Origin of the sequence: Pseudomonas sp. R62 (assembly GCF_000257605.1) — a bacterium.
In the GTDB taxonomy this organism is placed as follows: domain Bacteria; phylum Pseudomonadota; class Gammaproteobacteria; order Pseudomonadales; family Pseudomonadaceae; genus Aquipseudomonas; species Aquipseudomonas atacamensis.
Genome location: NZ_JH635998.1, coordinates 1,959,371 through 1,963,558, shown reverse-complemented (window position 1 = coordinate 1,963,558; position 4,188 = coordinate 1,959,371). Strand labels below are relative to the sequence as shown.

The following is a 4,188-nucleotide window of genomic DNA, read 5'->3' as shown; positions in this document are numbered from 1 at the left end:
AGGCCTCATCGCGGGCAAGCCCGCTCCCACAGGAATTGCGGCAGCCACAAAATACGGGTCAGGCCGCAATGATCCGGTTCTTGCCCTGCCGTTTCGCCTCGTACATCGCGGCATCCGCGCGGGCGAACAGGCTGTCCAGGCTCTTGTCTTCGTCGGTGAGGTTGGTCAGGCCCTGGCTAACTGTGATGCTGAATGCTTGGCCGTCGTGGTTGAAGCGCAGTCGCTGGATCTCCTGTTGCAGGCGCTCCGCCACTTGCACGGCCATCTCCGGCGCGCAGCCGGGAAACACCGCGGCGAACTCCTCACCGCCAATCCGCCCGAACAGGTCGCCACGGCGCAATGAGCCGCGCCCGCATTCGGCGATCCGTTGCAGCACATTGTCGCCTTCGGGGTGGCCGTAGCTGTCGTTGATCACTTTGAAATCGTCGATGTCCAGCAGCAGGAAGGCCAGCGGTGTGCCTTGGCGGCGGGCCTCGGCGAACTCGCGGTGGGCGCATTCGAAGAAATGGCGGCGGTTGCTGCTTTGCGTCAGCACATCGGTGGTGGCCAAGCGTTGCAGCTCGGTTTCCATGTGTTTTTTGTCGGTGATGTCTTCGGCGATGCCGACGATGATTACCGGCTGTCCAGGCTCGTCCTGGCGATTGATAAAACATTTGTCGCTGAGCCAGCGCACCTGGCCATCGGCGGCAATGATGCGGTACTCGCGATCTTCCACCGCACCTCGGTGCAGGACTTCGGCAAGGCTCTGCTCGGCGTACTCCAGATCATCGGGGTAAATGCTGTCGCGCCATTGGTTGTAGTCCGCCAGCAACAACGCGGCGGAACGGCCGAAGATCCGTTCATAGGCCGGACTGACGTACAGCACCTGGCGGGTTTCCCAGTTGAAAGCCCAGAGTACGGCGTTGACGCTGACCAGCAGCGAACTGATCAATTGTTCGCGCTCGCTCAGGCGCGCAACTTCGCCCTGCGCGTGCATCAGCGCCATCAGCGTTTGCGCGGCCTCGGGCCATTGGGTGAAGGTTGTGTCTTTCTGGTTGTTGTTGACCATCGGCACAAATCTCAAAGGGCGCGCCGCAATGTCGACGACGGCCACAGGACAACCCGCCGGAATGGCGAAGTGTCTTTGAGATAGAGGATTTTCGGCGAAGTTCCCGGCCATTACCGAGTCCCGCCGGGCGGCGGGGTTAAGGAGACGACGTGTGTAACGAGGCTGCGATCTTCTAGATCACAGCCTCGTTGCAGGTCAGGCAGTCGCAGGACGCAGCGAGTAGGTTTTCAGCTGATCAGCAAAGTCACGCAACGACTGGATGCCACTGGCCTCGGCCTCGTGAATCCATTCCTTGATGGCGGCGAGCATGTCGTGGCCATTGGAACTGGTCTTGACCCAGATCTGCTGCAAAGCCAGGCGTTTCTCGTAGATCACTTTCAGCGCATGGCTGTGTTCGAGCATGGTCTGGATGCGCAGGTGATGGCGGTCTTCCAGCAGGCTGGTTTCCCGCGACAGCAGGCGTTTGGCCCGGTGGAACTGGTGACGCACCGAATGATCGACCTTGGCCAGCTCTTGCTTGACCAGCGGGCCGATCACCAATTTGCGGTACTGGGCCATGATCTGGAAGCGGTTGTTGAGGATCGCCATGGCGGTGTCCATGTCCAGGCTGCCCTTGCCCTCGACGCGGTGGGCAATCGGTGCGACCCGCTGCACCTTGGCCAGACGCAGGAAGCAGAAGACCTTGATCCACGCCCAGCCGAGGTCGAATTCCCACTTCTTCACCGACAGCTTGGCCGAGTTGGGGTAGGTGTGATGGTTGTTGTGCAGCTCTTCACCGCCGATCAGGATGCCCCACGGCACCAGATTGGTCGCCGCGTCACGGCATTCGAAGTTGCGGTAGCCGACGGCATGGCCCAGACCGTTGATCACGCCAGCGGCCCACACCGGAATCCACATCATCTGGATCGCCCAGATGGTGATGCCGATGGTGCCGAACAGCAGCAGGTCGATCACGCCCATGATCGCCACGCCCAGCAGCGGATAGCGGCTGTAGACGTTGCGTTCGATCCAGTCTTCCGGGCAGTTCTTGCCGTAGATGCGCAGGGTTTCCGGGTTCTGCGCTTCGCTGCGGTACAGCTCGGCGCCGGTGCGCAGTACGGTGGACAGACCCTTGATGACCGGGCTGTGCGGGTCATCTTCGGTTTCGCATTTGGCGTGGTGTTTGCGGTGGATGGCGGTCCACTCGCGGGTGTTCTGCGCCGTGGTCAGCCACAGCCAGAAACGGAAAAAGTGCTTGAGACCCGCATTCAGCTCGAGCGAGCGGTGGGCCGAGTAACGGTGCAGATAGACCGTGACGGCAACAATCGTCACATGGGTCATCAGCAGGGTGACCGCGACCAGTGACCAGGCCGACAAGCCAAGAAAACCTTCGTACCACATAGGCTATAGGGCCCTCGATAAAGATAAAAACAGCCGTTGCATTATCACTAAGCACACAGATAAAACCAGTCGCCCTTTCAGATAAGAAGTCGCTGAATGTTTCTTGACTTATAATTCCAACCTTTTTGTAGGGACATGGACGACCGAATGTCTGCGACTTACCGCGATGCCTTGCGTGCAGCGCTGCTCTACCTCGTACTCGCCGCCGTGTGGCTGCAGGTTTCCGATCATTTATTAAGCAGATTCTTCGATGACTCCAGTGCGCTGGCCCGCTGGCAACTGATCAACGGTTATTTGCTGGCAGCGGTCAGCGCCGGGCTGATTTTTCTCGCGCGGGCGCGGCTGTGTCGGTTTCTCGGCATCGGTGCCCGCCTGCGCGAGCGCCACAGCGACCGTGAGCGCCTACGTCAAGCGGCCGCCGTGTTCGATTGCACCCGCGAAGGTGTGCTGGTTACCGATCACCGTGGCCTGATCGTTCACGTCAACCGCGCCTTTATCGAGATCACCGGTTATCGGCGCGACGAAGTCATCGGCCAGCAGCCGAGTCTGTTCAAGTCCGGCCATCATCCGCCGGGCTTCTATCAGGCGATGTTCGCCACCCTTGAGGCTGAAGGTGAATGGAGCGGTGAGATCTGGAACCGGCGCAAGACCGGCGAGATTTATCCACAGTGGCAGACCATTCGGGTGATTCACGATGATTTCGGCCGGCTCAGCCATTACGTGGCGGTGTTCTCCGACATCAGTGCGATCAAGGATTCCGAGTCCGAACTCAAACACCTGGCGCATCACGATCCGTTGACCGATCTGCCCAATCGCCTGCTGTTCAGCGACCGCGCCGAGCAGGCGTTGTCTTCCGCGCAGACACACAAGCGTGGCTGCGCGCTGCTGATGCTCGATCTGGATCATTTCAAGATGATCAACGACAGCCTCGGGCATAACGTCGGCGACCGATTGCTCAAAGCGGTGGCGACGCGGTTGCAGGCATTGTTCGGCCCCGGCATCACCCTCGCACGGCTCGGCGGTGACGAGTTCGCGGTGCTCGCGGAAAGTTGTCCACAGCCGGCTCAGGCCGCCGCGCTGGCGCAACGGACTCTGGACGCGTTGAAGGAGCCGGTGCTGGTAGATGGCAATCAACTGTTCATCAACGCCAGCATCGGTATCAGCCTGTTTCCCAGCGATGCCCTCAGCGCCGAGCAGTTGTTACGCAACGCCGACAGCGCGCTGTTCAAGGCCAAAAGCAGCGGACGCAATGGCTACGCGCTGTATACCGAAGAGCTGACCGCCCATGCCCAGCAACGGGTCGAAATCGCCTTCGAGCTGCGCCGTGCACTGGAGCAGGAGGAGTTGCGCGTCTACTACCAACCGGTGCATGACCTGCACAGCAGCCGTCTGATCGGCGTGGAGGCACTGGTGCGCTGGCAGCATCCGCAGCGCGGGCTGGTGTCGCCGGCAGAATTCATTCCGATTGCCGAGCGCACCGGGCTGATCGCCGAGATCGATGCCTGGGTGATGCAGCAGGCCTGCCGACAGATGTGCCAATGGCAGCAGAGCGGTGTGGTGCTGGCGTTCGTCGCGGTGAATGTTTCGTCGCGGCTGTTTGCCCGGCGTGAGCTTTATCAGCAGGTGGCGCAGGTGCTGCACGACACGGGGCTGGATCCGGCGTATCTGGAACTGGAAGTTACCGAAAGCGCGGTGATGGATGATCCCGAAGTAGCGCTGGAACAGATGCATCGCTTGCGCGAACTGGGTGTGCGTCTGGC

The 4,188-nt window shown here is 60.7% G+C and carries 3 protein-coding genes; 1 reads left to right on the top strand and 2 read right to left on the bottom strand.

Annotated elements, in window-relative coordinates; translation table 11 throughout:
• Positions 1 to 58: 58 nt before the first annotated feature.
• Together OQK_RS09930 and desA are read right to left on the bottom strand one after the other, a co-directional pair.
• On the bottom strand, positions 59 to 1,048 hold the full coding sequence (locus OQK_RS09930; protein WP_016772249.1) for a GGDEF domain-containing protein: 990 nt from the start codon (positions 1,046 to 1,048) through the stop codon (positions 59 to 61).
• A gap of 195 nt (positions 1,049 to 1,243) precedes the next feature.
• Positions 1,244 to 2,428 carry a delta-9 fatty acid desaturase DesA gene (gene desA, locus OQK_RS09925; RefSeq protein WP_016772248.1) on the bottom strand — a complete coding sequence of 395 codons (1,185 nt, stop codon included), beginning with the start codon at positions 2,426 to 2,428 and terminating at the stop codon, positions 1,244 to 1,246.
• 147 nt (positions 2,429 to 2,575) lie between these two features.
• Between desA and OQK_RS09920 the strand changes: the two genes are divergently transcribed.
• The coding region (locus OQK_RS09920; RefSeq protein ID WP_038860813.1) for a putative bifunctional diguanylate cyclase/phosphodiesterase at positions 2,576 to 4,188 on the top strand (1,613 nt) is incomplete at its 3' end.